The following is a 26775-nucleotide window of genomic DNA, read 5'->3' as shown; positions in this document are numbered from 1 at the left end:
GGATGCGCGCTGCGATTTTCAGGAACGGTGAGATTGTCGTTGACCGGATCGCCGAGCCGAAGCCCGGCCCGGGCCAGGTGCTGGTCAAGACGCTCGCCTGCGGTATCTGCGGCTCCGACCTGCATGCGCGCCAGCACGCGCCCCGCATGGTGGAGATGGCGAAGAAGACCGGGCGCACGCCGATGGACCTGTCGCGCGACGTCGTATTCGGTCACGAATTCTGCTGCGAGATCGTCGACTACGGCCCCGGCACCGCGCGCAAGCTCAAGCCGGGGGCGCATGTCTGCTCGCTGCCCGCGCTGGTGACCGCTGAGGGCATCAAGGGCATCGGCTATTCCAACGACTTCGTCGGCGGCTACGCGGAGCAGATGATCTTGAGCGAGCCGCTGCTGCTCGAGGTGCCCAACGGTCTTGCGCCGGAACATGCGGCGCTCACCGAGCCGCTCGCCGTCGGCGTTCACGCGGTCGAAAAAGCCAACATCAGGGGCGGCGAGGTGCCGCTGGTGATCGGCTGCGGCCCGGTCGGACTCGCGGTGACTGCCGCGCTCAGGATCAAGGGCCTGCACCCCATCGTCGCCGCTGACTATTCGCCGGCGCGCCGCGCGCTTGCCGCCAAGCTCGGCGCTGACATCGTCGTCGATCCCAAGGTGTCGCAGCCCTATGCGACCTGGGCCGAGCATGCGCAGATGTCGGACGCCGAGAAGGCGGCGCGGCCGCCGTTCCAGGCGATGCTGCCGGCGCTGAAGCCCGCCGTCATCTTCGAATGCGTCGGCGTGCCCGGTCTGCTGCAGCAGGTGTTCGAGGGCGCGCCGCGCGATGCCAAGGTCGTCGTGGTCGGCGTCTGCATGGAGAGCGACAGAAACGAGCCCATGCTCGGCATCATGAAGGAGCTCAACGTCCAGTACGTGCTCGGCTACACGCCGGAGGAGTTCGCGGCATCCCTGCGCTTGATCGCGGAAGGGCAGGTGGACGCCGCCGCGATGGTGACCGCGGACGTGGGCCTCGACGGCGTCGCCAAAGCCTTCGCCGACCTCGCCAATCCCGAGGCGCACACCAAGATCATCGTGCAGCCGTGGAGATGAAGGTCGCGCAGGGTGGGCAAAGCGAAGCGTGCCCACCATCACGAGCGCGGTGCTTGATGGTGGGCACGGCGCTCCGCGCCTTTGCCCACTCTACGAGAACGGAGTTTGTGGCGATCCTTCGAGACGCCCGCTTCGCGCGCTGCTCAGGATGAGGTCTTGCTTTGCGGCGAAAATGCTAGACCCTCATGGTGAGGAGCCCGCAGAGCGGGCGTCTCGAACCATGAAGGCCAAGCTTTCTCCTCAGTACTTCGACGGCACGTACATCTCCGGCGGGATCGGGCCGCGGTGATAGTCGGGGTTGCGGACGCGCGGCGGCAGCACCACCAGGGTGCGGGCGACTTCCTGGTACGGCATCTGGCTCAGGAGATGCGAGATGCAGTTGAGGCGGGCGCGCTTCTTGTCGACAGCATCGACGATCCACCACGGCGAATCCGGCAGGTGCGTGTGCTCCAGCATCGTCTCCTTGGCCTTGGTGTAGGCCTCCCAGCGGCTGCGGGCCTCGACGTCCATCGGGCTCAGTTTCCACTGCTTGAGCGGATCCTTGATGCGCATGGTGAAGCGGAACTGCTGCTCGTCGTCGGTGATCGAGAACCAGTATTTGACCAGGATGATGCCGGAGCGGATCAGCATCCGCTCGAACTCCGGCACCGTCTTGAAGAACTCCTGGTACTGCTCGTCGGTGCAGAAGCCCATCACGCGCTCGACGCCGGCGCGGTTGTACCAGCTGCGGTCGAACAGCACGATCTCGCCGCCGGCCGGCAGGTGCGACACGTAGCGCTGGAAGTACCATTGCGTGCGCTCGCGCTCGCTCGGCGCCGGAAGGGCTGCGACGCGGCAGATGCGAGGATTGAGGCGCTGGGTGATGCGCTTGATCACGCCGCCCTTGCCGGCGGAGTCGCGGCCCTCGAACAGCACCACGACCTTCTTCTTCTCGCTCTGCACCCAGTCCTGCAGCTTGACCAGCTCGCCCTGGAGGCGGAGCAATTCCCTGAAATAGAGCCTGCGATCCACCGACGGGCGGAGCGCGTCGGTCTCGTCGAGGAGCTCGTCGAGCCTGCTGTCATCGAGTTCCATCTCCAGCTCTTCGTCGAGATCGTCGGTCATTTCCCGGATGATGCGCTCGCGTTTGGCCATTTCAGGGGTGCGGTCGGATGCGGTCATGGGTCCTTCTTTCGGCTCAGGTGCCTTCTCGCCCGCGACCATCGATGGGGTTTATTGCGCCAATGTGACAGCCGCCTCATCATACCGGCAGCGCGATCGAATACTTCACCTGGCTGAGTGCAAAGCTGGACTCGATCGAAGCGATGCCGTCGAGCCGGGTCAGCTTGGTCTTGAGGAAGGTCTCGTAGGAGGCGAGATCGGCCGCGACGACGCGCAGCAGATAGTCGCGGTTGCCGGTCATCAGATAGCACTCCAGCACCTCGTCCCATTTCGAGATCGCGCGGGCGAAGCGGTTGAGATCCTCCTCCTTCTGCCGTGCCAGCTTGATCGAGATGAACACGCTGACATGCAGGCCCAGCGCCTTCTGGTCCACGGTCGCGATATAGCGGCTGATGACGCCGCGCTCCTCCAGCAGCTTGACCCGGCGATGGCACGGCGAGACCGAGAGCCCGACCTTCTCGGCGAGCTCTTGCATGGTCAGCCGGCTGTCGGTCTGGAGCAGAGCGAGGATTTTGCGGTCGATGGCGTCGAGCTCGGGCATTGGGATGGAACCTGTATTTTGTCGGGTTACATTGGGAAAATATCCCAATATCCGGAGGTATGGCGCGAAAAATTGAGAAGTTTGGCGCTGCCCGCAGGCGTATCATCGCCTGACCTGATTTCCGGGAGCATTGCCATGCCCGTTGATTCCGCCCGTCTCGACACTCTGACCGCGCTGGCTCGCAAGGCGCTGTGGCTGTCGTCATGGACCATCCACCACGCCAACCACGTCCGCCCCAACACGGACGGTCTCAAGGTCGGCGGCCACCAGGCTTCGTCGGCCTCGCTCGCGACCATCATGTCGGCGCTGTACTTCCACGTGCTGCGGCCGGAGGATCGCGTCGCAGTGAAGCCGCATGCGAGCCCGGTGTTCCACGCCATCCAGTATCTGTTCGGGCGGCAGAGCCGCGAGAAGCTGGAGAACTTTCGCGGCTTCAAGGGCGCGCAGTCCTATCCCTCGCGCACCAAGGACGTCGACGACGTCGATTTCTCCACCGGCTCGGTCGGCCTCGGCGTCGCGCAGACGCTGTTCTCCTCGCTGGTGCAGGACTACGTCAAGGCGCATGGCTGGATGAAGGATCGCCGCGAAGGGCGGATGATTGCCCTTGTCGGCGATGCCGAGATGGACGAGGGCAACATTTTCGAGGCGCTCGCCGAGGGCTGGAAGCACGGCCTGCGCAACACCTGGTGGGTGGTCGACTATAACCGCCAGTCGCTCGACGCCGTCGTGCGCGAAGGACTGTGGGAAAAGTTCGAGACCATGTTCCGCAACTTCGGCTGGGACGTGGTCATCGTGAAATACGGCCGCCTGATGCGCGAGGCGTTTGCGGAAGCAGGCGGCGAGGCACTGAAGACGTGGATCGATAATTGCCCGAACGCGCTCTACGCCGCGCTGTGCTTCCAGGGCGGCGCCGCGTTCCGCAAGCATCTGCAGGACGAGATCGGCGATCAGGGGCCGATCACGAAACTGATCGACAAGCGCAGCGACGAGGAGCTGCTGGCGCTGATGTCGAATCTCGGCGGCCACGACATGGCGAGCATGCTGGAGGCGTTCGAGTCCATCGACCACGATCGCCCGGTGTGCTTCATCGCCTACACCATCAAGGGCGTCGGCCTGCCGTTCCAGGGCCACAAGGACAACCATGCGGGCCTGATGACGGTCGCGCAGATGGAGAAATATCGCGAGAGCCAGAACATCCGCCCCGGCCACGAATGGGACAAGTACGAGGGCCTCGCGCAAGCACCCGCCGAGCTCGATGCCTTCCTCGCGCGCGTGCCGTTCAACCAGGATGGCCGTCGGCTCACCGCGCCCGTTATCGAGGTCCCGCAGCAGCTCGGCTTCAAGCCGTCGGCGCAGATGTCCACACAACAGGGCTTTGGCCTCGTGCTGAACGAGATCGCGCGCGGCGACAGCGAGCTGGCGCGGCGAATCGTCACGACCTCGCCCGACGTGACCGTCTCGACCAATCTCGGTCCGTGGGTGAACCGGCGCGGCCTGTTCGCGCGCGGCGAGAAGGCGGACTTATTCCGCAGCGAGAAAATTCCGTCCACCTTCAACTGGGACTTCTCGCCCAAAGGGCAGCACCTCGAGCTCGGCATTGCCGAGATGAACCTGTTCATCATGCTCTCGGCGCTCGGCCTGTCGCACCAGATCAATAGCGAGCGGCTGCTGCCGGTCGGCACGCTCTACGATCCCTTCATCGAGCGCGGCCTCGATGCGCTGAACTATGCCTGCTACCAGGACGCGCGCTTCATGGTGGCGGCGACGCCGTCGGGCATCACGCTGGCGCCCGAGGGCGGCGCGCACCAGTCGATCGCGACGCCTTTGATCGGCATGGCGCAGGACGGGCTCGCCTCGTTCGAGCCGGCCTTCGTCGACGAGCTCGCCGTGATCATGGCTTTCGGCTTTGACCATATGCAGCGCGATCCGGGCGAGGGCGGCTCGGTGTATCTGCGGCTCTCGACGCGCAGCATCGAGCAGGCGCAGCGCATCATGACGCCCGATCTGCAGCAGGGCATCACCGACGGCGCCTATTGGCTGCGCAAGCCGGGCCCGAATGCCGAAGTCGTGATCGCCTATACCGGTGCAGTCGCGCCCGAGGCGATCGAGGCGACGGGCTTCATCGGCGAGAGCCGCCGCGACATCGGCCTGCTCGCCATCACCTCCGCCGACCGCCTGCACTCCGGGTGGACGGCCGCGCGAACATTGCGCCGCGACCGTCGCGGCGTGCAGCACCTCAGCCATATCGAGAAGCTGCTGGCGCCGCTGTCGCGCGACTGCGGCATCGTGACCGTGATCGACGGCCATCCGTCCGCGCTCGGCTGGCTCGGCAGCGTCCGCGGCCATCGCGTCGAGGCGCTCGGCGTCGAGCAGTTCGGCCAGACCGGCACCATCGCCGACCTCTACCGCCATTACGGCATCGACGCCAACGCCATCATCGATGCGGCGGAAAGCCTCACCGCCGGCGCGCCGATCGCTCATCGCAAGATGGCGGTGTAGCCGGGGTAACCACCTTGTCATTCCGGGCCCGCGGCTTTGCCGTGTCCCGGAATGACGGCGCCGTGCCACACTTGCCACGTTCCCGCCATCGGCTCATATAACCTCCGTCCGCCGCAACGCTGGCCCCGCATATGGCGGGTTCAATTGCCGGCGCTTTCGTGCAAGGATGCCTGCCGAAACGCCCCCTCCAAGCCCCCAAGAAGAGGTTAACGATGGTCAATCGCATGCAATTCTACATCGACGGCGCCTGGGTCGATCCCGCCGTCAAGAAGTCCACCGCCGTGGTGAACCCCGCGACGGAAGAGGCGATGTACGAGGTTGCGCTAGGCTCCAAGGCCGACGTGGACAAGGCGGTCGCCGCCGCCAAGCGCGCCTTTGTAACCTTCTCCCAGACCAGCCGCGAGGAGCGCGTCGCGCTGCTCACCAAAGTGATCGAGATCTACAAGGGCCGTCTCAAGGAGATCGGTGCCGCCGTGTCCGACGAGATGGGCGCCCCGCTGCCGATGGCGGAGAAGCTGCAGGCCGGCGCCGGCCTTGGCCATCTCATGACCACGCTCGACGTGCTCAAGAACTATCATTTCGAGGAGCCGGTCGGCACCGCCATGGTGCTGCGCGAGCCGATCGGTGTGGTCGGCATGATCACGCCGTGGAACTGGCCGCTCAACCAGATCGCCTGCAAGGTCGCGCCCGCGCTCGCCGCCGGCTGCACCATGATCCTGAAGCCGTCGGAGTTCACCCCGACCTCGGCGCTGATCTTCGCGGAAATCCTCCATGAAGCCGGCGTGCCGAAGGGCGTGTTCAACCTCGTCAACGGCCTTGGCCCCGAGGTTGGCGCCGCCATGAGCGAGCACCCCGACATCGACATGATCTCCTTCACCGGCTCGACCCGCGCCGGCATCGACGTGGCGAAGCGCGCGGCTCCGAGCGTGAAGCGCGTCAGCCAGGAGCTCGGCGGCAAGTCGCCGAACGTCATCCTCGAAGGTGCCGACCTCACGAAGGCGGTGACCGGCGGCGTGATGCACATGTTCAACAACTCCGGCCAGTCCTGCAACGCGCCCTCGCGCATGATCGTGCCGGCCTCGAAGATGAAGGAAGTCGCGGCGATCGCGAAGGCCGTCGCCGACAAGACCAAGGCGGGCGATCCGCGCGCCGAAGGCACCACCATCGGCCCGGTCGTCAACCGCGGCCAGTGGGACAAGATCCAGGCGCTGATCAAGAAGGGCATCGACGAGGGCGCAACGCTCGTCGCCGGCGGCCCGGGCCTGCCCGAAGGCGTCAACAAGGGCTTCTATGTCCGTCCGACCATCTTCGCCGACGTCACCCCCGAGATGACGATCGCCCGCGAAGAAATCTTCGGACCGGTGCTGACCATTCTCGGCGCCAAGGACGAAGCCGAGGCCGTGCACATCGCCAATGACACGCCGTACGGTCTCGCCGGCTACGTCTCCGGCGCTTCGGTCGAGGACGCCAAGCGCGTCGGTCGCCAGATCCGCGCCGGCAACGTCAATCTCCAGGGCGTGCCCAACGACCGCACCGCCCCGTTCGGCGGCTACAAGCAGTCGGGCAACGGCCGCGAGTGGGGCAAGTACGGCCTCGAGGACTTCCTCGAAGTGAAGGCCGTCGCCGGCTTCAACGCGGCGTAAGCGTTAGCGCCTGAACAAACCAAACGCCGGAGCGGGCAACCGCTCCGGCGTTTTTGTTTTAGTCATTGCGAGGAGCGAATTTCGTAGGGTGGATTAGCGAAGCGTAATCCACCGCTTCTGTTTCCGCGGAGACGAACAATGGTGGGTTACGCCTTCGGCTAACCCACCCTACGGGACCGTCGCTTGTGGAGCGACTATCCCCCCAACGCCCCCTGCGTGTTCACATACAGCGCGTAGATCGACTGGCTCGCCGCCATGAACAGGCGGTTGCGCTTGACGCCGCCGAAGCAAAGATTGGCGCAGCGTTCGGGGAGCGCGATGCGACCGATCATGACGCCGTCAGGCGCGAACACGACCACGCCGTCGAGCTCGGGATCGCCCATGCCCCAGCCGCACCAGAGATTGCCGTCGATGTCGACGCGGAAACCGTCCGGCGTGCCGGGGCCGGCATCGACGAAGACGCGCTTGTTCGAAAGCTTGTCGCCGGAAGGCGAGACGTCATAGGCGAGAATCTTGCGGGTCGGCACGCCGCGAGATTCGATGAGGTAGAGAATTTTCTCGTCCGGCGAGAAGGCGAGCCCGTTCGGTCCGAGCACACCCTCGGCGACGACGGTGGCTTTGCGGGTCTCCGGGTCGAGCCTGTAGACGTTCATGTCGAGCTCGGGCTCGGACTTGTAGCCCTCGTAATTGCCGAGGATGCCGAAGATCGGATCGGTGAACCAGATCGAGCCGTCCGATTTAACAACGACATCGTTCGGCGAGTTCAACCGCTTGCCGTTGAATTGATCCATCAGCACCGTGATCTCGCCGTCATATTCGGTGCGCGTCACGCGGCGCCCGCCATGCTCGCAGGTGACTAGCCGGCCCTGACGGTCGCGCGTATTGCCGTTGGCGAAATTGGAGGGCTTTCGGAAGACCGAAACAGCGCCGGTCTCTTCCTCCCATTTGATGATGCGCTGGTTCGGGATGTCGCTGCAGAGCAGATAGCGTCCGTCGCCGAACCACACCGGCCCCTCGGCCCAGCGCAGGCCGGTCGTCAGCCGCTCCACCGCCGACAGCTTCAGCCAGTATTTTTCGAAGCGGGGATCGAGGGCGTGAATGGCCGGATCGGGGTAATAGGTCGCCGGCCGCCAGCCTGGTAGCTTCTGGGTGTGGGACGATGCTTCATTCATGTCGGTTCTCTCGTTTCGTTCCCTCTGGACAATCCAGCTACCATCAGTGATCAACGACCGCAAATCGGTCGCCAAAATACGAGGAAAGACATGCCGCGCATCTTGATGACGGGAGCTTCGGGCGGAATCGGAACGCGTCTGCGCAAACTGCTGCCGCCGATCTATCCGGACCTGCTGCTCAGCGACATCCGCCCGCCCAAGGATCTCGGGCCGAACGAGCAGTTCAAGGCCGCGGACCTCGCCGACCTCGCGCAATGCGAGGCGCTCTGCGAGGGCGTCGACGGCATCCTGCATTTCGGCGGCTATTCGGTCGAGGGTCCCTGGGACGACATCCTCCAGGCCAACATCATCGGCGGCTACAATCTGTTCGAGGCGGCGTACCGCAAGGGCGTCAAGCGCGTGGTGTTTGCGTCCTCGAACCATGCCGTCGGATTCTATCCGCGCCACCGCAGGATCGACACCGACGTCACCGCGCGCCCGGACGGCCGCTACGGCGTCAGCAAGGTGTTCGGCGAAGCACTCGGCGCGCTCTATGCCGACAAGCACGGCCTGAAAGTGACCTGCCTTCGCATCGGCAATTTCGGCGATGTGCCGCTCGACCTTCGCCGCATCTCGATCTGGCTGAAGCCGGAAGATCTGGTGCAGCTCTGCCAGATCGGGCTCGAGCATCCCGATATCCATTTCGAGGTGTTCTACGGCGTCTCCCTGAACGAGCGCGCCTGGTGGGACAACCACCGCGCCTACGCGTTCGGCTACCGCCCGACCGGCCGCTCCGAGGATCACGTGGCGCACGCGATGGCCGAGCAGGCCAAGCTGAAGCCGGATCCGGTCGGCGACCATTTCCAGGGCGGTGCGTTCTGCAGCAACGAGTTCGACGGCGACGCGAGCCGGATCATCGACTGGAATAAGCGGTAGAGCGCGATGCGCTACCTCGCCCCGGATGCGGGGCGAGGTAGACTCTTTGGTGCACCCGCGCCGTCATTCGGCCTAGTCCATCCCCTCATCGGGAATGTTCAAGATGGTCCCGCAGGCCTTGCAATGCACGGCGTCCACGTCGTGCCGCTGCAGGGCGCAGACCGGGCAGGGGAAACGCACCTTGGAGGGCGCAAGCAACGCCTTGGCGAGATTCAGGAACAGGGTCACGCCGAAGATCATGATGACGACGGTGATCAGGCGTCCGACAGTGCCGGGCAAGGTGATGTCGCCGAACCCGGTCGTGGTCAGCGCGGTGACCGTGAAGTAGAGCGCGTCGGCATAGTTGGTAATCTGGGTGTTGTGCGACTTCTGGGTCTCGTAGACGACCCCCGTCATCACGAAGATGAAGACGCCGAGATTGGCGACCGCAAACACGACCTCCTCGTTGCGGCGGAAGAAGGCGCTGTCCACCCGGAGGCGCGCCACCATCTGATAGTCGCGCAGCAGCCGCAACGTTCGAAAAGCGCGCAGGAATCCGCCGGCTTCGCCGGCGAGCGGCGCCAGGAACGAAATGATGACGACGATGTCGGTCCAGGTCGAAAGCCGCGCCAGGTCATGCAGCGGCTGGCGGCTGATGATCATCCGCGCAGCGAAATCCGCGAGGATCAAGACACCGAACACGACATCGAGCGACTCGATGGCCTTGTTGCGAGGCAGGAACGAGGTCGCGATAATGAACAGGACCGTGACGATATCGAGTGCGAGCAGGGCGTATCGGAATTTGATGCAGCCGAACGTGTCGCCCTCATAGAGTTGCCGGAGCCCGGTCTTGAGGGCTTCGAACGGGACGATGACCGCGTCGAGCAGCCCATGTCCCCTGGTGTTGTCGCGAGAGAGTGCCATGGCGCGCCGTTCCCTATCCCTCCGAGGGATCGAGCACTTCGCCGATCTTGTGAACGGTGACGTTGATCGACATGCCGAGGTAGTCGCCGGGATCGCCGAACCACGAGCCGGCCAGCGGCACCGCCTGGCCCGGATGCCGCGCAATGGCGACCGGGATGAGGTCGAAGCCGGCGCTCAGGCTGTTGGTTGGATCGTAATCCAGCCAGCCCGCACCGGGCAGGAACACCTGCACCCATGCATGGGTGGCGCCGGAGCCGGTCATGCCGATCGCGCCGCCGTCGAGCGAGGCGTCGTAGAGATAACCGCTGACGAAGCGCGCTGCAAAGCCGAGGCGGCGCAGCGTCTCGATCATCAGCCAGGCGAAGTCCCGACAGGTGCCTGATTTCGTGCGCAGCGTTTCGCCCGGAGACTGGGTGCCTTCCGCATCTCTTCCGCGATAGGTGAACTCGCTGCGAAACGAGCCGAGCATGCGGCGCAGCACGTCGGCGGTCCGGTCCTGGTCGCCGGCAACGAAGCTCTTGGTCCACGCCGCATGGTTGCCGTCCGGATCGTCGCTATGCGGACGCAGGTAGCCGGCAAGGTCGGTCCACTCGTCCGGCGTATACTGCACGGGCACTTCCTCGGCCCTCGGCTCCAGCGGAAACGATTCCAGGCCCTTGATGCCGAAATAGACGCCGCGAACCTTGAACGTGAACGTCAGTTCGCTGCCGGGTTCGCGCAGCTCCATTACCGTGACGGCATTCGAGCGGGAGTCGGTGACCCAATGCACCTTTGATGACAGGTTGGTCGATGCGGACCAGCGAAGCAGCCGGGTCGAGGCGCCGCGCCGCGGCAGGAACATCGCCCGGTGCGTGCCGAACGTGACCGGCTTTGCATAGCGGTAGGTCGTGGTGTGCGTGATCTCGCCGATGATCGCCATGCGTTGATCCGCTTCGCGTTGCGGAGCGCATTGAGCGCCTTCCCGCGCAAGAGAGAGCAGGCACCAGCTTTCGGCCCGGCCGCCTCCGTCCATTGATCTAGATCAACGTCGTTCCCGGGATCGCCTGCCCCATCAAGCGATCACGCATTCCTTCAGGCGTTGATGTGCAAACCGACCGAATGGAGCGATGGACATGGGTATCCTTTGGACGATCATCATCGGATTTATCGTCGGCGTGGTCGCGAAATTCCTCATGCCCGGCGACAAGTCCGAGCCACAGGGTTTCATTTTGACGACTATTTTGGGAATCGTCGGCGCGTTCGTCGCGACCTGGCTCGGTCAGGCCGTGGGATGGTATCGGTTCGGGGAGGGCGCCGGCTTCATCGGGAGCATCGTCGGCGCCATCATTCTCCTCTTCGTCTACGGGCTTGTCATGGGTCGTCGCGCCTGATCGGCCCGCATGATCCGGTTGCGCAAGAAAATCAAACTGCCCGCCGTCGCGATGCTCGCGATGATCGTATCAGGATCGGCGCGAGCCGCAGCCCTCAGCGATGCCGAGGCGACGTTCCTCGACCAACTCGTCACCGCATCCGTGGTGCTCGAACAGCGATGCGACGGTTACGAGGTCGATGGTGCCGGCGGCGTTCAGCTCGGCGCCCGGCTGCTCGGCAGCCCCGAGGCCGCGATGGCCATGATCGACGCCTACGCTGTCGCCATCAAGGCCCGCGACGGTGAGAGCTACGATCCCGGCAAATTCCGCCCTGAAGTGTCCGACGCAGCCGGCAAGACGTTCAGGCGCGTCCGGACGGATTTGATCAGGAATCCGCAAAGGGCCTGCGCCGACTATGGCGATGCCGGCGTGGATCGCGGTCTGCTGAGGCGGTATTGAGCGGCCTTCGCGCGCCTTGGCTCGACACCCGCTAGCGCTTGGTCTCACCCGCAATCCGAGTCTGGGATTGCGGATGTTCTCGGCTTTGGCCGCAGTACACTCGTTAGTCAGCAAGCGCCTGATAGACCAGATTGCGAACGAGCAGCCGATATCGGGGCTCCAGCGAGACGGGCACCTGGAGCATTGCGACGCCGACCAGCTTTTCCTTCGGGTCGACCCAGAACGAGGTGCCGTAGATGCCGGGCCAGGCGAACAGGCCAGGCGATCCCGGCAACGGGTTTCTTCCCGTCTGGGTACGAATCCCAAATCCGAGCCCAAAGCTCGTGCCGTTTCGTGGTGTGATCCCCAGCATCAATCCCACCGGACTGGATACGACGTCCGGAGGCAGTTGATCTGCGGTCATCAGTGCGACTGTTCGCGAAGAAAGCAATCTGGCTTGCTGCAGCTCGCCACCATTGAGCAGCATTTGGGCAAGTCGCATGTAGTCTGGCGCCGTCGAAACCATGCCGCCGCCTCCCGACATCAGGTTCGGCCGGTTGCTTGGATCTGGCATCGGGGGGCGCTTGCCGGTCGCCTGATCAATCTGAGGCTGTGCGACGCGCACCGCGTCCACTTGGGAAACATGGAAACCTGTTGCCGACAATCCGAGTGGCTTAACGATGCGGTCGGCGATGAACTGGTCGAGGGGCACACCCGAAACGACCTCGACAACGCGCCCCAGCACGTCCGCGGAGACGCCGTAATCCCACGTCGTTCCCGGTTGATACGCGAGAGGCAGCTTGGACAATTTCGTGACGAAGTCGGCGAGCGTCGTGGTGGGGTCGAGAAGATTCGCCGCCAGATAAGCCTGCTTGACCAAGGTCGGCTTGCCGAAGAAGCCGTAGGTGAAGCCTGATGTGTGCCGCAGCAAATCATGGATCGTCACTTCGGCCCTGGCCGGTTCAAGGATTAATTCCGGCTTGCCCGAACCGTCGAGCTTTTCAACCCCAACCTGGAGATTCTTCAGCTCGGGGAGATATGCCGACACGGGATCGCTCAGCATGATGCGGCCCTCCTCGACCAGCATCATGACTGCCACTGAGGTGACGGGCTTGCTCATCGACGCGATGCGGAAGATGGAGTCGGTCTTCATCGGGATCTGCTTCTCGCGATCCTGAAATCCGAACGCCTTGGAATAAACCAGCTTGCCGTTGCGTGAGATCATGACGACGGCGCCGGGTATCGTGCCCTTGTCGACATCCGTCTGCATCACGTCAGAGAGCCGCTGGAGCCGCTCGCTTGAAAAGCCGGAGTCTTCAGGTGGGGTGACTTTGTTCGCGTCCTGCGCAAGAGCCGGAAAGGCGATACATGCTGCGACTGCCAATATGCTAATGCCTCGCAAGTTCATTGGCGACCTCCCTTGTCGCCGTTGCGAGCATGCCGTTCTTGGAGCGGTGTTCGCAAACGGACAGCCATAGACAAGCTTGGCCGTGCGCATTTGCATTGCTCTAGATCAAACTCGGTCGACGTGCCTTCGCGTCGAATGGGGCGGGTGCGGACCTGCTTCGCTGCTGCGGTAGCAACCGCTAGCTCTCTTCACCCGCAATCCGCGCGAGATAATCCGCCTTGCTGAACTGCATGTGATCCACGCACAGTTGCGCCAGTGCCCAGCTGTCGCGTCCCTTGAGCAGCTCGATCATCAATTCATGCTGCCGCCGCGATTGTGCCAGTCCCTCTCGATCGGCGAGGTTCTTGGCACGCATCGGCAGCGTCAGGCTCATATAGTCCTGGAGCGAGCGGACCAGATAGGGATTGCCGCAGGCCGCGAACAGCGCGACGTGGAAGGCGTCGTTGGCCTCATGGATGCCGCGCAAATCGCGGATGTCGGCCTTTGCGCAGTAGTCGCGCTGCAGGGCGGTGAGTTCGTCGATCAGGCCTTGCGGTGCGGGCAGGGGGATCATCAGCGCGGCCTGACGCGTCAGCATCTCCCTGACCTCGTAGATCTGCCGGACCTCCTCGGCCGAATAGAATCGCACGGTGGCGCCGATGTTCTTCTCGCGGCGGACGATGCCGCGACGCTCGGCATCCACCAGCGCCTGGCGCACGAAATGGCGCGAGGTGCCGTAGCGCGACATCAGCGCGTCCTCGGTCAGGCGCGCGCCCGGCGCGAGGCGGCCGAAGATGATGTCCTCCTCCAGCCGCGCGACGACGTCATCAGGATCGTCGCGCCTGATAGCCATGGCGTCTGCGGTGCGGATGTCGGACATGCCCTCAGCCCTCCGGCTCGTGCCGGTCCGCCTTGTGGAGCAGGGAGAGCCCGGATTGTCAATAATTTGTGTCTACGACGGTGCCTGAACCCAGAAAGCGCGGCGATCTGGCCCAATCTTATTGACAATCAGGGGGCAGGCTGTAGCACAATGGCAAGCGAGAAGGAGCGGTATGATGACGAGTGGTTTGCGCAAGGGTCTGACGAGCTATGGCGATGCCGGCTTCTCGCTGTTCCTGCGCAAGGCGTTCATCAAGGCCATGGGCTATTCCGACGACGCGCTGGAACGCCCGATCGTTGGCATCACCAACACCTATAGCGATTACAATCCTTGCCACGGCAACGTCCCGCAGATCATCGAGGCTGCCAAGCGCGGCGTGATGCTGTCGGGCGCGATGCCGTTCGTATTCCCGACCATCTCGATCGCCGAGAGCTTTGCGCATCCGACCTCGATGTATCTGCGCAATCTGATGGCGATGGACACCGAGGAGATGATCCGGGCCCAGCCGATGGATTCGGTGATCGTGATCGGCGGCTGCGACAAGACACTGCCGGCGCAGGTGATGGCCGCGATCAGCGCCGATTTGCCGACCGTGGTCATTCCCGTTGGTCCCATGGTGGTCGGCCATCACAAGGGCGAGGTGCTGGGCGCCTGCACCGACTGCCGCCGCCTCTGGGGCAAGTATCGCGCTGGCGAGATGGACGACGCCGAGATCGAAGCGGTGAACGGCCGTCTCGCGCCGTCGGTCGGCACCTGCATGGTGATGGGCACCGCCTCGACCATGGCCTGCATGATCGAAGCCATGGGCCTGTCGCTGCCGATGAGCGCGACGATCCCGGCGCCACATGCCGAGCGTTTCCGTCTCGCTGAGGCCAGCGGCCGGGTTGCCGCCGAGATGGCCAAGACCAAGGGCCCGAAGCCGAGCGAGTTCCTGACGCCGGCATCCTTCAAGAACGCGCAGGTCGTGCTGCAGGCGATCGGCGGCTCGACCAACGGCCTGATCCACCTGACCGCGATGGCGCATCGCTCGCCGCACCGGCTCGATCTCAACGTGTTCGACCAGATCGGCCGCGAGGTGCCGGTGCTGGTCGATCTCAAGCCGTCGGGCGAACATTATATGGAGCACTTCCATCACGCCGGCGGCGTGCCGAAGCTGCTGGCGCAGCTCGGTGATCTCGTCGATCTCGATGCGAAGACGATTTCGGGCCAGACCCTGCGCGACGTCGTCGCAAATGCCGAGGACGTCCCGGGCCAGGACGCGATCCGTTCGCGCGACAATCCGATCAAGAAGGAGGGCGGCCTTGCCGTCCTGCACGGCAATCTCGCGCCGCGCGGCGCCGTCATCAAGCAATCGGCGGCGAGCCCGAAACTGCTGAAGCACACCGGGCGCGCGGTGGTGTTCGAATCCGTCGAGGACATGACCTTGCGGGTCGACGATCCCGAGCTCGACGTCACCGCCGACGACGTGCTGGTGCTGCGCAATGCCGGCCCGAAGGGCGCCCCGGGCATGCCGGAGGCCGGCTATCTGCCGATCCCCAAGAAGCTCGCGCGCGGCGGCACCAAGGACATGGTGCGCATTTCCGATGCGCGCATGAGCGGGACCGCGTTCGGCACCATCGTGCTGCACATCACCCCGGAATCCGCCGTCGGCGGGCCGCTGGCGCTGGTGAAGAACGGTGACATGATCAGCCTGGATGTGGCCAAGCGCAGCATCGAGCTGCTGGTCGATGCCGCCGAGCTGGAGCGCCGCCGCGGCGCATTGAAGCCGGCCGCGCCGCGTGAGGAAACACGCCGCGGCTACGCCTGGCTGTTCAACGAGACCATCATGCAGGCCGACGAGGGCTGCGATTTTGATTTCATGCAGAGGACTGGGAAGACCGAGACAGGTTGATCGACACGCGAAAGAACGCTCAGACCGCACAAGCGGCGGGCGATAAAACAGGGGGAAACGATGATTGCACGATCCATGCGTGGGTTGGTGGCCGCGGCCGCCATGCTTTTCGTCACCGGGGCCGGGGCACAGGAGGTGAAGCATTATCGCTTCGCCTACGACCAGCCACGCAACACCGGCTATTCCATCGCGGGCGACCTCTTTGCCGAAAAGCTCAAGGAATTGAGCAAGGGCACCATGATCATCGACCAGTACCCCGGCGCGCAGCTCGGGCAGGAGCCGCAGGTGCTCCAGCTCGTGAAGGCCGGCGACGTCGAATTCGCCATCATCTCCTCGGCCAACACCGCGACGATCTCGCCGCAAGCGGGCGTGATGTCGCTGCATTTCCTGTTCCGCGACGAGAACCACGTGGTCAAGGGCCTCGCCGATCCTCGCGTCTTCGAGGCGCTGAAAGCCATGATCGACGAGACCACGCAGGGCCTGCACGTCATCGCGACCGGCTCGCAAGGCGTGCGCCACATGTACTCGAAGCGCGAAATCCATAATGTCGGCGACATCAAGGGCCTGAAGGTCCGCGTGCAGGCGACCGCGACCGAGGACACCATGTTCCCGGCCTATGGCGCCCAGACCGTGCACATGCCGTTCGGTAGCGTCTACACCAGCTTGCAGACCGGCGTCGTCGACGTCGCCGAGAACAGCATCAACGTCTACCTCGTCAACAAGCATTACGAGGTCGCCCCCGTGCTGAACATCACCGAGCACGAGGCCAACAACGCGCTGGTGTTCATCTCCGACAAGCTCTGGCAGAGCCTGTCGGCCGAACAGAAGGGCTGGGTGCAGACCGCGGCCAACGAGATCAGCTCGAAGGAGCCGGCCAAGGCCTTCGAGCTCGAGCGCAGCGCGGCCGAGAAGCTGAAGAAGATGGGCGTGAAGATCGTCGACAACGTCGACAAGAAGACCTTCACCGCGGTCGCCGATCCCTATCTCGACAAGCTCGCCAAGGATCTCGGCCCGCATGCCGAGAAGATCAAGAATTTGATCCGGTCGATCAACTAGGGCGCTTGTGGCCATCCTTCGAGACGCCCGCCTCCGGCGGGCCCTCAGGATGAGGTCTCGTTTCGCAGCGAGATTTTAGACCCTCATGGTGAGGAGCCCGCGCCAGCGGGCGTCTCGAACCATGCAGGCCGAGCACGATCGGCAGCTTCCCAGCTGCCGTATCCGACAGGTTTGGGATGACGGGGGACTACATGGCCATCGCCGACAAACTTCTGGTGCAACGGCAACGCCACCTGAAATGGCGCGGGCTCGACTGGCTCGAGCTTGCGCTGATGATCCTCTGCGGGGTGCTCTGCTTCGGCTTCTCGCTGTCGGTGACCGCCGACATCATCACCCGCACCATCGGCCATCCCTGGCTGTGGCTGCAGGAGGTGACGTCGACGCTGTTCATTTACGCGATCTTCATCGGGACGGCGGCGGCGACCCGGCGCAACGACCACCTCTATCTCACCGCGATCTCCGAGGCGATGCACGGCACGTCTCGGCTGATCGTCGAGGTGATCATTCGCCTGGTCGTGCTCGGCGTCGCCTTCTGCCTGATCTGGTACGGCTACCAGAACTATCTGCGCGGCTTCGGCAGCTTTCGGCTGCCGTCGGGCACGCCGATCGCCTCGCTCTACGCGATCATCCCGCTGTCGGGCGTGCTGATCGGCCTGTTCACCATCGAGCAGCTCGTCAACGGCGTGCGCAACGGCTTCGACCATCCGGAGCCGCCGGAGGAGGACGCAGCACCCGTCGTCACCGAAGCTCAGGTGAGGGCGCAGCCGTGAGCGCACCAATTGTCCTGGCATTGATGTCGATCTGCTTTCTGTCGTTCGGCTATCTCGGCGTGCCCGTGCCGTTCTCGCTGATGGCCGGCGTGTTCATCGGTGCGATCCTGTCCGACGTCTCGCTCGCCGCGATCATCCAGAAGATATTCGATGGGGTCGATTCCGAGGCGCTGCTGGCGATCCCGTTCTTCCTGCTGGTCGGCGAGCTCATGAGCTCGGCCAATGTGGTGGTGCGAATAGCCAATCTCTCGGTGTCGCTGGTCGGGCATATCAGGGGCGGGCTGTCGCAGGTCGTGGTCGTCTTCAGCATGTTCTTCTCGGAGATGTCCGGCTCGACCACGGCGGACGTCGCGGTGATGAGCCGCGCGCTGGGTGGTCCGATGAAGCGCGAGGGCTATGAGCCCGCCTTCATCGCCGCCATCATCGCCTCCGCCTCGACCATCGCCGCGCTGGTGCCGCCGAGCATCACGGCGGTGGTCTATGGCGCCGTCGGCAATGTCTCGATCGCCGGCCTGTTCATGGCGGGCGTGGTGCCGGGCCTGATGATCGGCTTCGGCCTGATGATCTACTGCTACTTCTTCGGCCCCTCCGGCCTGCGCAAGCCGCGCGCGCCGCTGCGGCAGATCGTGTTCGCGGCCGGCGATGCCGCCCTGCCGCTGATGATCCCGGTCATCCTGTTAGGAGGCATCCTCACCGGCTGGTTCACGCCGACCGAAGCCGGCGTCGTCGCCGTGGCCTGGATCGTCATCGTCGTGATCCCCGCGCTCAACCGCGGCCATTTCAGGAAGATTCCTTACGATTTCTGTCTTGCCGGCCTGATCTTCTCGCTGCCGCTGATCACGATCGGCGCCGCCAACGCCTTCGGCTGGATGCTCGCCTATCTGCGCGGCGCGACCTACATCGCCGAGTCGATCACCTCCATCGCCGGCAACGATCCGCATCTGATCATGCTGCTGATGGTGCTGCTGTTCACGGTGGTCGGCGATTTCATCGAGCCGGTGCCGACCATCATCATCTTCATGCCGCTGGTGAATGCGCTGACCGAAGCCGGTGACATCAACGGCGTGCACATGGGGGTCGTGCTGATCGCGACACTCGCCTTCGGCCTGATCACGCCGCCTTACGGCCTCGTGCTACTGATGGCGTCGAAATTCGTCGGCATCAGTTTCGCCAAGGCGCTACGCGCGGCGCTGCCGATCTATGTGGTGTTCTTCACCACCATCGCGTTCGCAATCTACTTCCCGAGCGTGGTGCTGTGGCTGCCGCGGCACGTGCTGCCGGAATCGGTCGGCTGCTTCAAGTCGCCGGCGGGGACGGGCTATATCTGTCCGCAATGACGACTTGCTCGATACGCCATTCGGCTCCGTCGTGGACGTAGCGGAACGGCGTGCCGTGGCTGTTCTTGAAATAGCTGCCGCACAGCGCGTTCGCCATGCCCTGCATCACCGCGTCGTGGCAGACGAACAGCAGATCATCGTCGGGATGACGGTCGAGCCATTTGGAGACGCAAGCCAGCGAGCGTTCCGTCATGGCGTCCCAGCTCTCGCCGTCGGCGGGCAGGATCGAGACCAGGCCCGTCGCCGATTTGACGCCGTGCTGGATCATGAGGTCGCGGACGGGCAGGCCCTCGAAACTGCCGAAATCGAACTCGATGATGCCGTCGTCGATCGTCAGCGGCACGGCGATCGCGTCCGCGATGATCTCGGCCGTTTTCAGCGCCCGCACCAGCGGGCTTGCGACGATGCGGCTGATGCCGACCCCGCGCAACATCTCCGCGGCCTCGTGCGCCTGCTTGAGCCCGTCCTCGTTCAGCGGATTGTCCGTGCGGCCCTGGAACAGCCCCTGCCGGTTCCAGTCGGTCGCGCCATGGCGGAGGCCGTAGAAATTGCGCGCGGGCGTCACTTCGACTTGCTCGTGAATTTCTTCACGGCCACACGAAACTCCTCCGTGTTCATCGCCATGATGATCTTGTGCTCCTCGGCATCGAGCTGCTGCTTCACCGGCGTGGTGGCGGCCGCATAGACCAGCGACTTGGTGCCGGCGATGGCGGCGGGCGGGTTTTGCGCCAGCCGTTCGGCGAGCTGCCGCGTCGCCGCCTTCAGCTCGGTCGCGGGAACGGTCTTGGCGACGAGGCCCCATTCATGGGCCTGCCGGGCGGTAAAATTGTCCTCGGACAGGAAGATCTGCAGCGCGCGGCGGGAGCCGACCGTGCCGACGATGCCGACCGTGGAGCCGCCGTCCGGCGACACGCCGATCTTGGCGTAAGCTGGCGTGAACTTGGCGTCATCAGCGGCGATGCAGAGATCGGTGACGAAGGCGAGGCCCATGCCCGCGCCAGCGGCCGAACCGTGCACGCTCGACAGCGAGATCTTTGGCATGCGCCTGATGATCTCGATGAAGGCATGATAGTGCTTGAGCAGCTCGCCGACGACCGGCGTCACGGTGTTGGCCTCAGCCGCGGCGCCGATCGTCTGCAGATCGCCGCCGGCCGAGAAGGCGCGGCCTTCGCCCTCGATCACGACGACCCTGACGGCGTCGTCGCCTTCGATAGTGGCCGCGAGCTGCTCGAGCTTCTGCGCGATCGCAAGGTTGATCGAGTTGAAGGCGGCAGGGCGGTTGAGCGTGATGGTCGCGATCGGGCCGTCAATCCGCAGCAGCGCGGGATCGTCGGGTTGTGAGGCGGGAGCTGGCATCTGGAATATCCCCGGCAAGAGGTTGGTTGCTGCAACTAAATCGCAGAAGGCGAGGGGTGACAATCCCCGCGTACGCCCTTGCGTCGCGCGGCATGTTCGGCTCAAATGGGCCCGCCTTCGCCTAGGGACGGACACGAGCGCCGGCTCCTCGTAGGTCAGCAATCAAAATCAGCGAGTGAGGAGACGACATGGGTTACGCTCGTGTCTTGCGGAAATGGGCTGTGCAATGACGGATGGTCCGGTGATCATCGTCGGTGCCGGCCATGGCGGCTACCAGGTCGCGGCATCCCTGCGGCAGGCGGGTTTTTCCGATCGCATCTGCCTGATCAATGACGAGGCGCATCTGCCCTATCAGCGGCCGCCGCTGTCCAAGGCCTACATCAAGGGCTCGGCCGGGCCGGAAAGCCTGATGTTCCGCCCCGAAAAATTCTACCAGGACCAGAAGATCGAGCTGATCTCGGGGCGCGCCGTCTCGATCGACCGCGCGGGACGAAAAGTGCTTCTCGCCTCCGGCGAGACGCTGCCTTACGGCCATCTCGTGCTGGCGACGGGCGCGCGCAACCGCTTGCTTGATCTGCCGAATGCGAACCTGCCCGACGTGAAATATTTGCGCATCCTCGACGACAGCGAGGCGCTGCGGAAGCTCATGCCGTCGAAGAGCCACGTCGTGGTGATCGGCGCCGGCTTCATCGGCCTGGAATTCGCGGCGACCGCGCGCATCAAGGGCCTCGAGGTCGACGTGCTCGAACTCGCCCCGCGCGTGATGGCGCGCGCGGTGACGGCGGAGGTCTCGGAGTATTTCCAGGCGCGGCATCGCGAGGCCGGCATCCGCATTCACCTCGGTGTACAAGCAACATCCATTGAAGCCGAAGGCGGCAAGGTCACCGGCGTGTCCTTGAGCGACGGAAGGCATCTGCCCGCCGACCTCGTCGTGGTCGGCGTCGGCGTGCTGCCGAACATCGAGCTTGCGGCCGAGGCGGGGCTGCCTGTTGCTGCCGGCATCGTCGTCGACGAATATCTGTCGACGGCCGATCCGAATATTTCGGCGATCGGCGATTGCGCGCTGTTCGCGAGCCCCCGCTTCGGCGGATCGCTGCGGCTGGAATCGGTGCAGAACGCCACCGATCACGCCCGCTGCCTCGCCGCGCGTCTCACCGGCGACAGGAAACCCTATGACGGTCATCCCTGGTTCTGGAGCGACCAGGGCGACGACAAGCTGCAGATGGCGGGACTCACCACCGGGTACGACCGCGTCGTGCTGCGCGGCGATCCCGCGAAGAAGGCATTCTCGGCGTTCTGCTATCACGGCGACAAATTGCTCGGCATCGAGTCGGTCAACCGCGCCGGCGACCACATGTTCGGCCGGAGGCTGCAGGCCATGGACCGCTCGATCACGCCGGAGCAGGCCGCCGACGAGAGCTTTGACCTGAAGAGCGCGCTGGCGTGATCAGCCAGCGCTGAGGACGGCCTTAACTTCCGCGGCCGTCGGCATCGACGGCCCGGCGCCCATCCGCTGCACGCTGATCGCGGCGGCGGCGTTGGCGAAGGCGAGGGCTGCGCGCAAGGCGACGCCCTTGGCCAGCTGCGATGCGAGCGCGCCGACAAAACAATCGCCTGCGCCTGTCGTGTCCACCGCCTTCACCTCGCGGCCGGGCACCGCAAGCTCCTCGCTGGCAGCGAGCGCGAGCACGCCGCGCTTGCCGAGCGTGACGCAGATGGTCTGATCCTGGCGCGCCTGAAGTTTTCGCGCGACGTCGATGATCCGCGTCGCGCTATCATCTTCGGACAGTTCCACCCCCGCAAGAAAACCAAGCTCGGTTTCGTTCAGCACCAGAATATCGACCAGCGCGAGCAGCTCGCCGGACATCTTCTGCGCCGGAGCCGGGTTGAGCAACGTCGTGCTGCCCGCGCCACGCGCCCGCGCAAAGAAAGCCGCAATGGTCGGCAGCGGGATCTCGAACTGGCTGACGGCGACGTCGCCCTTCGCCAGCGGAACCTCCGCGACGTCTTCCGCGCTGACCAACGCATTGCTGCCGGGGATGACGACGATGGTGTTGTCGGCCGCCGCGACCGTGATGATGGCGGTGCCGCTGTGCGTGTCGGCCTCGCGCACCGAGCCGAGATCGATGCCCTGCGCGCCGAGGAACGCTCGCAGCTCGGCCCCGAACGCATCCTTCCCCAACCGGCCGATCAGCGTGGTCCTTGCACCCAGCCGCGCTGCCGCGACCGCCTGGTTCGCGCCCTTGCCGCCCGGAAAATACAGCACCTGCTTGCCCGCGACGGTCTCGCCGACCTTGGGGTGACGATCGGCCGTCGCCACCACATCCATGTTGATGCTGCCGGCGACGAAGACCCGCCCCATGACTTATCCTTGCGAAAGCTAGACGCGAACCTCGAACTCGTGCCTGACCTTGGCGATGTCCACGAGCGTCGGCAGGCCGGCCTCGTTGCCGAGGCGCTGGATCTTGAAGGTCGAGGCGGCCCGGGCAAAATCAAAATGCTCGCGCCAGCTTTTGCCGGGATGCGCGAGGTAGGAATAGACATAGGCGCCGTGGAAGACGTCGCCGGCGCCGTTGGTGTCGATCACGCGCTCGCGCGGGATCGGCATCGCCGGCATGATCTCGACCGCACCGGTTTCGTTGTACCAGAGCAGGCCCTTCTCGCCCATGGTGACGCCGCCGATCTTGCAGCCGCGGCCCTTGAGGTAGTCGAGCATCTGCTCCGGCGTCAGATCCATCTGCTCGCACAGGCGCTCGGCGACGATCGCGACGTCGATGAATTCCAAGAGCTCATGCGTGTTGGTGCGCAGGCCGCCGCCGTCGAGCGAGGTCAGGATGCCGGCTTCGCGGCACACCTTGGCGTAATGCATCGCGGCGTCCGGCTGATGGCCGTCGATATGCAGCGCGCGGCAATTGCCGAGATTGAGGATCGGGAAGGGATGGATGTGGGAATCGTCGCGGCAGCGGACGATGGCGCGCTTGCCGTCCTTGGGCATGATGAAGGACAGTGAGGACTGGTTCACCTTCCGCGCATGCAGCGAGATCGCGTATTTCGCGCACATGTCCTGGAACATGCGCCCCAGCCAGTCATTCGCTGCTGTGGCGATCAGGTCGGGCACGATGCCGAGCTTGGCGCAGCAGAACGCCGCCGTGACCGCGTTGCCGCCGAAGGACACCGCATAGTCCGTCGCCACGTGCTTTTCGTCGCCGGTCGGCATGTGGTCGGTGATGAAGACGACGTCGATATAGGTCTGTCCGATAAAGAGAGCCTGCATTGCTTGTCCGTGATGCGCGTGATGGTCCCTGCCGGCGGGCTTACTCTAACACCGGTTCCGCGTCTGGGACGCTGAAATTATTCGCAAAACTGCCCCCGGACGCTTGAGGTCGGCATAAGGCCGGAATACGACCATGTCAGGCCCATGCCAAGCCCGGACAAATGCCGTTGTCCGGACCATGGTTCCAGGCCGATCAAAAGGGATAAACATGATCACCGGCCTCGATCACATCGTCGTTCTGGTCAGGGATATCGGTGCGGCCAAGGCGGCCTATCAGACGCTGCTCGCCCGCGCGCCGTCCTGGCAGAATTCCGGCGAGGGCGCCGATCGGGTGCTGTTCACCCTCGAGAACATGACCATCGAATTGATGGCGCCGAGCGGCTTCACCGCGACCGCGGACCGCATGCGTGCGCTGCTCGACGACCAGGAGGGCGTGCTCGCCAGCCTGTGCTTTCGTGTCGCAGACATGGGCAAGATGCACCGGCGGCTGGACCGGGTGGCGCTGAAGCCCGATCCCGTGGCCGAAGTCGAGAGCTGCGACGATGCGAGCGGTGCGGCCCTGCACTGGAAGCGCACGCGAGCCGCGACCGAGCTCACGCGCGGCGTCCGCATGTTCTTCCTCGAGCTGGCCGAGGAGCGGCCGAAGTCGGCGGCGACCGATATCGCGCCGATCGACGGGCTCGATCATGTCGTGATCACCACCGAGGATTCCGACCGCGCCGCCGCGCTCTACGGCGCGCGGCTCGGGCTCGACCTCGCGCTCGACCGCTCGCACCATGACTGGGGCCAGCTGATGTTCTTCCGCTGCGGCGATCTCATCGTCGAGGTGGTGCGCCGGCCCGTGGCGGGCGGCGATGCCAACCATGACCGGCTCTGGGGCCTGAGCTGGCGCGTCGCCGACATCGACGCCACCCGCGCCCGCCTGATCGCCGCCGGCCTCGACGTCACCGAAGTCCGCAACGGCCGCAAGCCGGGCACCCGGATCATGACCGTGCGCAACGGCACTTGCGGTATCCAGACCGTGCTGCTGGAGCGCTCGCCGAAGCCGGTGGATTGATTCTGTCGTCCAATGCGCTCCCGTGTCCCGGACGCGCTGCAGCGCGCAGCGCTGCTGCGCAGAGCCGGGACCCAGAGGGCGGCGATCTCCCACTTGGAGAGATGGGCCCCGGCTCTGCAGCGCATCGCTGAAGAAGCGCTGCGCTCCGTCCGGGGCACGAGATCGTTCTCAAACCAGCGTGCGCGTGTTACACGCGTCCTGTAACCACCCAGCGAGCACCCGTTTGGCGAAGGCAAAGCGAACTCTGAAATGGCAGCGCGACCCCGAGGGGATGCGGCTGCGCATTCTGGAAGCCGCCAAGCAGGAATTCTCCGCCCACGGCCTCGCCGGCGCGCGCGTCGACCGCATCGCGGCCAAGGCCGGCGCCAACAAGCGCATGCTGTACTATCACGTCGGCAACAAGGACGAGCTGTACCTCGCGGTGCTCGAAGGCGCCTATGACAAGATCCGCAGCGAGGAGCGGGGACTCGATCTCGAGCACCTCGATCCGCCCGAGGCGATCCGCCGGCTGATCGAGTTCACCTGGACCTATTTTCTCCGCAACCCGGAATTCCTGTCGCTGCTGCAGACCGAGAACCTCGCGCGCGCAAAGCACCTGAAGAAATCGACCAAGGTCAAGTCGATGCACTCGCCCTTCGTCGAGATGATCCGCACCGTGGTGCGGCGCGGCGTCGAGAGCGGCGATTTCCAGGTCGCGGTCGACCCGGTGCAGCTCTACATCTCGATCGCCGCGCTCAGCTTCTTCTATCTCTCAAACTCGGCAACGCTGAGCGTGATCTTCGGCCGCGACCTCTTGGCCAAGGACGCCAAGGACGAGCGTCTGGCCCATATGGCGGGCCTCGTGCTCGCCGCGCTGACGGGGCGGTCGACCGCACTGTTCGAAATTGCGAAGGCGCCGAAGTCACGGGCTGCAGTGGCGCAGACGGTGTAGTCAAACACTCCGCTGTCATTGCCCGCGAAGGCGGGCAATCCAGTATTCCAGAGGCGCCGGTGGGATACGGAGAGGCCGCGGCGTACTGGATTCCCCGCTTTCGCGGGGAATGACACCGAGGATGGGGCGCAACCATCCTGCCACGCGGCTTTCACGCTCACCTTCCGGAACCCCCGCGCAAAACGTCACAGGGAAACCACTGGACAGTATTTATCCAACGGGTTAATTTCTCCCCATAATGAAGAAGAATGCCGGGAGTGAAAATTGGCCGAGCCGAAGCCGCAGAGTGCGGTGTCCAAGATGCTGAATGCGGCCTGGGTTCGGCCGTTTTTGTTTCTCGTCTTCATCGTCGTCGCCTGGGATCTCGCGATCCGGGTGTTCAGGATTCCCGCCTACCAGATCCCGTCGCCGGCCGATGTCGTCGCGGTTCTCCGCACTGAATGGCCGGAGCTGCTGCGCCAGTCCTGGCCGACCACCTATGCGACCGTCTGCGGCTTCCTGCTGTCGGCGCTGTTCGGCATTCCCGTCGCGATGCTGATTGCGGGCTCCAAGACGGTGGAGAGCTACGTCTATCCGCTGCTGGTGTTCTCGCAGTCCGTGCCGAAGATCGCGATCGCGCCGCTGTTCGTGGTCTGGTTCGGCTTCGGCATCATTCCGAAGGTGATTTCGGCATTCCTGCTCGGCTTCTTCCCGGTCGTGGTCTCCGCCGTGCAGGGCTTCAAATCCGTTGACCCCGATATGGTCGATCTCGCCCGCGCCATGCAGGGCAGCCGCTTCCAGGTGTTCCGCGCGGTGAACCTGCCGCACGCGCTGCCGGCGATCTTCTCCGGCCTCAAGGTCTCCGTGACGCTCGCCGTGGTCGGCGCCGTCGTCGGCGAGTTCGTCGGCTCCAATTCCGGCATCGGCTACGTCATGCAGCGCTCGATCGGCACGTTCGACCTGCCGACCATGTTCGCAGCCCTTGTGATCCTCGCGCTGCTCGGCGTGATCCTGTTCTGGATCGTGGACCGCATCGAGAAGCTGATCATTCCCTGGCATGTCAGCCAGCGTGAAGACGTGATTTTTGCCTCTTAGAGCATGATCCGGAAAAGTGTGTCGCGGTTTTCCGATCAGATCATGCTCAAACAATAAGT

25 protein-coding genes are annotated in these 26775 nt (G+C 64.5%); 14 read left to right on the top strand and 11 right to left on the bottom strand.

Annotated elements, in window-relative coordinates:
• Window positions 1-2: 2 nt before the first annotated feature.
• A complete protein-coding gene (locus VGR99_RS04320) occupies window positions 3-1082 on the top strand; it encodes a zinc-binding dehydrogenase (RefSeq protein WP_326897063.1) in 1080 nt (359 codons plus the stop codon).
• Between the two features lie 240 nt (window positions 1083-1322).
• On the opposite strand, the gene ppk2 is transcribed toward VGR99_RS04320, so the two are convergent.
• Window positions 1323-2243, bottom strand: coding sequence for a polyphosphate kinase 2 (ppk2, locus tag VGR99_RS04315; protein WP_326897062.1), 921 nt, complete (start codon window positions 2241-2243; stop codon window positions 1323-1325).
• A gap of 79 nt (window positions 2244-2322) precedes the next feature.
• Window positions 2323-2784: an Lrp/AsnC family transcriptional regulator gene (locus VGR99_RS04310; protein ID WP_326897061.1), complete on the bottom strand. Its 462-nt coding sequence runs from the start codon at window positions 2782-2784 to the stop codon at window positions 2323-2325.
• 135 nt (window positions 2785-2919) lie between these two features.
• Here VGR99_RS04310 and VGR99_RS04305 point away from each other — a divergent pair, with 135 nt between their 5' ends.
• Both VGR99_RS04305 and VGR99_RS04300 read left to right on the top strand, forming a co-directional pair.
• Window positions 2920-5283 (top strand): transketolase, encoded by a 2364-nt coding sequence (locus VGR99_RS04305; RefSeq protein ID WP_326897060.1) that lies wholly within the window; start codon window positions 2920-2922, stop codon window positions 5281-5283.
• A gap of 212 nt (window positions 5284-5495) precedes the next feature.
• The gene (locus tag VGR99_RS04300; protein WP_326897059.1) at window positions 5496-6926 is read left to right on the top strand and encodes an aldehyde dehydrogenase family protein; all 1431 of its coding nucleotides are present in this window, start codon (window positions 5496-5498) and stop codon (window positions 6924-6926) included.
• 194 nt (window positions 6927-7120) lie between these two features.
• Here the strand turns inward: VGR99_RS04300 and VGR99_RS04295 are convergent, their stop codons facing one another.
• Window positions 7121-8098 carry an SMP-30/gluconolactonase/LRE family protein gene (locus VGR99_RS04295; protein WP_326897058.1) on the bottom strand — a complete coding sequence of 326 codons (978 nt, stop codon included), beginning with the start codon at window positions 8096-8098 and terminating at the stop codon, window positions 7121-7123.
• 90 nt (window positions 8099-8188) lie between these two features.
• On the opposite strand from VGR99_RS04295, the gene VGR99_RS04290 reads away from it, so the two are divergent.
• Window positions 8189-9013 (top strand): NAD(P)-dependent oxidoreductase, encoded by an 825-nt coding sequence (locus VGR99_RS04290; RefSeq protein ID WP_326897057.1) that lies wholly within the window; start codon window positions 8189-8191, stop codon window positions 9011-9013.
• 72 nt (window positions 9014-9085) lie between these two features.
• Here the strand turns inward: VGR99_RS04290 and VGR99_RS04285 are convergent, their stop codons facing one another.
• Both VGR99_RS04285 and VGR99_RS04280 read right to left on the bottom strand, forming a co-directional pair.
• Complete coding sequence (locus VGR99_RS04285; RefSeq protein WP_326897056.1) at window positions 9086-9916, bottom strand: ion transporter; 831 nt, start codon at window positions 9914-9916, stop codon at window positions 9086-9088.
• Window positions 9917-9929: 13 nt separating this feature from the next.
• Window positions 9930-10835, bottom strand: coding sequence for a transglutaminase family protein (locus VGR99_RS04280; RefSeq protein ID WP_326897055.1), 906 nt, complete (start codon window positions 10833-10835; stop codon window positions 9930-9932).
• Between the two features lie 193 nt (window positions 10836-11028).
• On the opposite strand from VGR99_RS04280, the gene VGR99_RS04275 reads away from it, so the two are divergent.
• Window positions 11029-11286 (top strand): GlsB/YeaQ/YmgE family stress response membrane protein, encoded by a 258-nt coding sequence (locus VGR99_RS04275; protein WP_326897054.1) that lies wholly within the window; start codon window positions 11029-11031, stop codon window positions 11284-11286.
• A 9-nt stretch (window positions 11287-11295) separates the two neighbouring features.
• Window positions 11296-11724: a hypothetical protein gene (locus VGR99_RS04270; protein ID WP_326897053.1), complete on the top strand. Its 429-nt coding sequence runs from the start codon at window positions 11296-11298 to the stop codon at window positions 11722-11724.
• 103 nt (window positions 11725-11827) lie between these two features.
• On the opposite strand, the gene VGR99_RS04265 is transcribed toward VGR99_RS04270, so the two are convergent.
• Both VGR99_RS04265 and VGR99_RS04260 read right to left on the bottom strand, forming a co-directional pair.
• On the bottom strand, window positions 11828-13111 hold the full coding sequence (locus tag VGR99_RS04265; RefSeq protein WP_326897052.1) for a serine hydrolase domain-containing protein: 1284 nt from the start codon (window positions 13109-13111) through the stop codon (window positions 11828-11830).
• A 178-nt stretch (window positions 13112-13289) separates the two neighbouring features.
• Window positions 13290-13970, bottom strand: coding sequence for a GntR family transcriptional regulator (locus VGR99_RS04260; protein WP_326897051.1), 681 nt, complete (start codon window positions 13968-13970; stop codon window positions 13290-13292).
• A gap of 175 nt (window positions 13971-14145) precedes the next feature.
• Between VGR99_RS04260 and VGR99_RS04255 the strand changes: the two genes are divergently transcribed.
• The 4 genes from VGR99_RS04255 (at window position 14146) to VGR99_RS04240 (ending at window position 19024) form a co-directional block, all read left to right on the top strand.
• Window positions 14146-15861: an IlvD/Edd family dehydratase gene (locus tag VGR99_RS04255; RefSeq protein WP_326897214.1), complete on the top strand. Its 1716-nt coding sequence runs from the start codon at window positions 14146-14148 to the stop codon at window positions 15859-15861.
• Between the two features lie 60 nt (window positions 15862-15921).
• Entirely contained in the window at window positions 15922-16917 is a 996-nt protein-coding gene (locus VGR99_RS04250; protein WP_326897050.1) for a TRAP transporter substrate-binding protein, read from the top strand.
• A 191-nt stretch (window positions 16918-17108) separates the two neighbouring features.
• Window positions 17109-17687 carry a TRAP transporter small permease gene (locus tag VGR99_RS04245; RefSeq protein WP_326897049.1) on the top strand — a complete coding sequence of 193 codons (579 nt, stop codon included), beginning with the start codon at window positions 17109-17111 and terminating at the stop codon, window positions 17685-17687.
• On the top strand, window positions 17684-19024 hold the full coding sequence (locus VGR99_RS04240) for a TRAP transporter large permease (RefSeq protein WP_326897048.1): 1341 nt from the start codon (window positions 17684-17686) through the stop codon (window positions 19022-19024). Before VGR99_RS04245 ends, VGR99_RS04240 begins: the two co-directional genes overlap by 4 nt.
• Here the strand turns inward: VGR99_RS04240 and VGR99_RS04235 are convergent.
• Both VGR99_RS04235 and VGR99_RS04230 read right to left on the bottom strand, forming a co-directional pair.
• Entirely contained in the window at window positions 18984-19589 is a 606-nt protein-coding gene (locus VGR99_RS04235) for a histidine phosphatase family protein (RefSeq protein WP_326897047.1), read from the bottom strand. The genes VGR99_RS04240 and VGR99_RS04235 overlap by 41 nt on opposite strands.
• A complete protein-coding gene (locus VGR99_RS04230) occupies window positions 19586-20380 on the bottom strand; it encodes an enoyl-CoA hydratase/isomerase family protein (RefSeq protein ID WP_326897046.1) in 795 nt (264 codons plus the stop codon). Before VGR99_RS04230 ends, VGR99_RS04235 begins: the two co-directional genes overlap by 4 nt.
• A 226-nt stretch (window positions 20381-20606) precedes the next feature.
• Between VGR99_RS04230 and VGR99_RS04225 the strand changes: the two genes are divergently transcribed.
• Window positions 20607-21827, top strand: a complete 1221-nt coding sequence (locus VGR99_RS04225; RefSeq protein ID WP_326897045.1) for an NAD(P)/FAD-dependent oxidoreductase — start codon at window positions 20607-20609, stop codon at window positions 21825-21827.
• Here VGR99_RS04225 and rbsK read toward each other — a convergent pair whose 3' ends face one another.
• A complete protein-coding gene (gene rbsK / locus VGR99_RS04220) occupies window positions 21828-22742 on the bottom strand; it encodes a ribokinase (RefSeq protein WP_326897044.1) in 915 nt (304 codons plus the stop codon).
• 18 nt (window positions 22743-22760) lie between these two features.
• Window positions 22761-23654 (bottom strand): sugar kinase, encoded by an 894-nt coding sequence (locus VGR99_RS04215; protein ID WP_326897043.1) that lies wholly within the window; start codon window positions 23652-23654, stop codon window positions 22761-22763.
• A 208-nt stretch (window positions 23655-23862) separates the two neighbouring features.
• Between VGR99_RS04215 and VGR99_RS04210 the strand changes: the two genes are divergently transcribed.
• The 3 genes from VGR99_RS04210 to VGR99_RS04200 all read left to right on the top strand — a co-directional run bounded on the left by VGR99_RS04210 (window position 23863) and on the right by VGR99_RS04200 (window position 26716).
• A complete protein-coding gene (locus tag VGR99_RS04210; protein ID WP_326897042.1) occupies window positions 23863-24711 on the top strand; it encodes a VOC family protein in 849 nt (282 codons plus the stop codon).
• A 223-nt stretch (window positions 24712-24934) separates the two neighbouring features.
• Window positions 24935-25642, top strand: coding sequence for a TetR/AcrR family transcriptional regulator (locus tag VGR99_RS04205; RefSeq protein ID WP_326897041.1), 708 nt, complete (start codon window positions 24935-24937; stop codon window positions 25640-25642).
• Window positions 25643-25906: 264 nt separating this feature from the next.
• Entirely contained in the window at window positions 25907-26716 is an 810-nt protein-coding gene (locus tag VGR99_RS04200) for an ABC transporter permease (RefSeq protein WP_326897040.1), read from the top strand.
• Window positions 26717-26775 lie beyond the last annotated feature (59 nt).

The organism is Bradyrhizobium sp. (assembly GCF_035935975.1).
Taxonomy (GTDB): domain Bacteria; phylum Pseudomonadota; class Alphaproteobacteria; order Rhizobiales; family Xanthobacteraceae; genus Bradyrhizobium.
The sequence above is the reverse complement of the archived record's forward strand: the minus strand, read 5'-3'. Positions and strand labels throughout refer to the sequence as shown.

What these genes read in the sequence shown, in the direction of transcription:
- VGR99_RS04255 (WP_326897214.1), top strand. Translation starts at nt 14,146, where the DNA reads ATGACGAGTGGTTTGCGCAAGGGTCTGACGAGCTATGGCGATGCCGGC.
- VGR99_RS04250 (WP_326897050.1), top strand. Translation starts at nt 15,922, where the DNA reads ATGATTGCACGATCCATGCGTGGGTTGGTGGCCGCGGCCGCCATGCTT.
- VGR99_RS04295 (WP_326897058.1), bottom strand. Translation starts at nt 8,098, where the DNA reads ATGAATGAAGCATCGTCCCACACCCAGAAGCTACCAGGCTGGCGGCCG.
- VGR99_RS04275 (WP_326897054.1), top strand. Translation starts at nt 11,029, where the DNA reads ATGGGTATCCTTTGGACGATCATCATCGGATTTATCGTCGGCGTGGTC.
- VGR99_RS04290 (WP_326897057.1), top strand. Translation starts at nt 8,189, where the DNA reads ATGCCGCGCATCTTGATGACGGGAGCTTCGGGCGGAATCGGAACGCGT.
- VGR99_RS04300 (WP_326897059.1), top strand. Translation starts at nt 5,496, where the DNA reads ATGGTCAATCGCATGCAATTCTACATCGACGGCGCCTGGGTCGATCCC.
- VGR99_RS04305 (WP_326897060.1), top strand. Translation starts at nt 2,920, where the DNA reads ATGCCCGTTGATTCCGCCCGTCTCGACACTCTGACCGCGCTGGCTCGC.
- VGR99_RS04310 (WP_326897061.1), bottom strand. Translation starts at nt 2,784, where the DNA reads ATGCCCGAGCTCGACGCCATCGACCGCAAAATCCTCGCTCTGCTCCAG.
- VGR99_RS04230 (WP_326897046.1), bottom strand. Translation starts at nt 20,380, where the DNA reads ATGCCAGCTCCCGCCTCACAACCCGACGATCCCGCGCTGCTGCGGATT.
- ppk2 (WP_326897062.1), bottom strand. Translation starts at nt 2,243, where the DNA reads ATGACCGCATCCGACCGCACCCCTGAAATGGCCAAACGCGAGCGCATC.
- VGR99_RS04270 (WP_326897053.1), top strand. Translation starts at nt 11,296, where the DNA reads ATGATCCGGTTGCGCAAGAAAATCAAACTGCCCGCCGTCGCGATGCTC.
- VGR99_RS04260 (WP_326897051.1), bottom strand. Translation starts at nt 13,970, where the DNA reads ATGTCCGACATCCGCACCGCAGACGCCATGGCTATCAGGCGCGACGAT.
- VGR99_RS04210 (WP_326897042.1), top strand. Translation starts at nt 23,863, where the DNA reads ATGATCACCGGCCTCGATCACATCGTCGTTCTGGTCAGGGATATCGGT.
- VGR99_RS04285 (WP_326897056.1), bottom strand. Translation starts at nt 9,916, where the DNA reads ATGGCACTCTCTCGCGACAACACCAGGGGACATGGGCTGCTCGACGCG.
- VGR99_RS04265 (WP_326897052.1), bottom strand. Translation starts at nt 13,111, where the DNA reads ATGAACTTGCGAGGCATTAGCATATTGGCAGTCGCAGCATGTATCGCC.
- VGR99_RS04225 (WP_326897045.1), top strand. Translation starts at nt 20,607, where the DNA reads ATGACGGATGGTCCGGTGATCATCGTCGGTGCCGGCCATGGCGGCTAC.
- VGR99_RS04245 (WP_326897049.1), top strand. Translation starts at nt 17,109, where the DNA reads ATGGCCATCGCCGACAAACTTCTGGTGCAACGGCAACGCCACCTGAAA.
- VGR99_RS04280 (WP_326897055.1), bottom strand. Translation starts at nt 10,835, where the DNA reads ATGGCGATCATCGGCGAGATCACGCACACCACGACCTACCGCTATGCA.
- VGR99_RS04320 (WP_326897063.1), top strand. Translation starts at nt 3, where the DNA reads ATGCGCGCTGCGATTTTCAGGAACGGTGAGATTGTCGTTGACCGGATC.
- rbsK (WP_326897044.1), bottom strand. Translation starts at nt 22,742, where the DNA reads ATGGGGCGGGTCTTCGTCGCCGGCAGCATCAACATGGATGTGGTGGCG.
- VGR99_RS04215 (WP_326897043.1), bottom strand. Translation starts at nt 23,654, where the DNA reads ATGCAGGCTCTCTTTATCGGACAGACCTATATCGACGTCGTCTTCATC.